This window comes from Pseudomonas sp. K5002, from assembly GCF_013386655.1.
Lineage (GTDB): Bacteria > Pseudomonadota > Gammaproteobacteria > Pseudomonadales > Pseudomonadaceae > Aquipseudomonas.
This window is the reverse complement of the sequence record NZ_JACARK010001226.1, coordinates 1-371: the sequence shown is the minus strand read 5'-3', so window position 1 is coordinate 371 and position 371 is coordinate 1. Positions and strand designations below refer to the sequence as shown.

General features: G+C 64.4%; 1 pseudogene. It reads right to left on the bottom strand.

Annotation, left to right across the window (positions count from 1 at the left end):
- Window positions 1-327: pseudogene (locus HX846_RS35130) on the bottom strand (ABC transporter permease); the annotation flags it as partial.
- Window positions 328-371: the final 44 nt, after the last annotated feature.

Sequence of the window (371 nt, the reverse complement as noted above, 5' to 3'; positions counted from 1 at the left end):
CGGCAGCATCTCCACCGTCACCGCCCCCAACTGCGCCGTCGCCGCAATCTGCCGGGTGCGCGGCAAAGCGAACGCCACGTCGCTGCGCTGGCGGAGCTGCTCGACAAATTCACTGCTGAATCGACCACCGCCCAACGGAATAATTTCCCGGGTGGCCGGGTCGTTCTCCAAACGTTCGGTCAAACTGCTAACCAGTCCAAATTTCAGGCCGAATAACACCAGCAACGGCGCGATCACCGCCACCAGCGCCAGCACCGAACACACCGACAGCCACGCATCGTTGCGGTAATCCTGCCAGGCCAGGGAAGCCACCAGGGCGATACGCATCAGCACGCCTCCCCAAGGGTGGCGGTGACGCCGCCGTCGGCGTC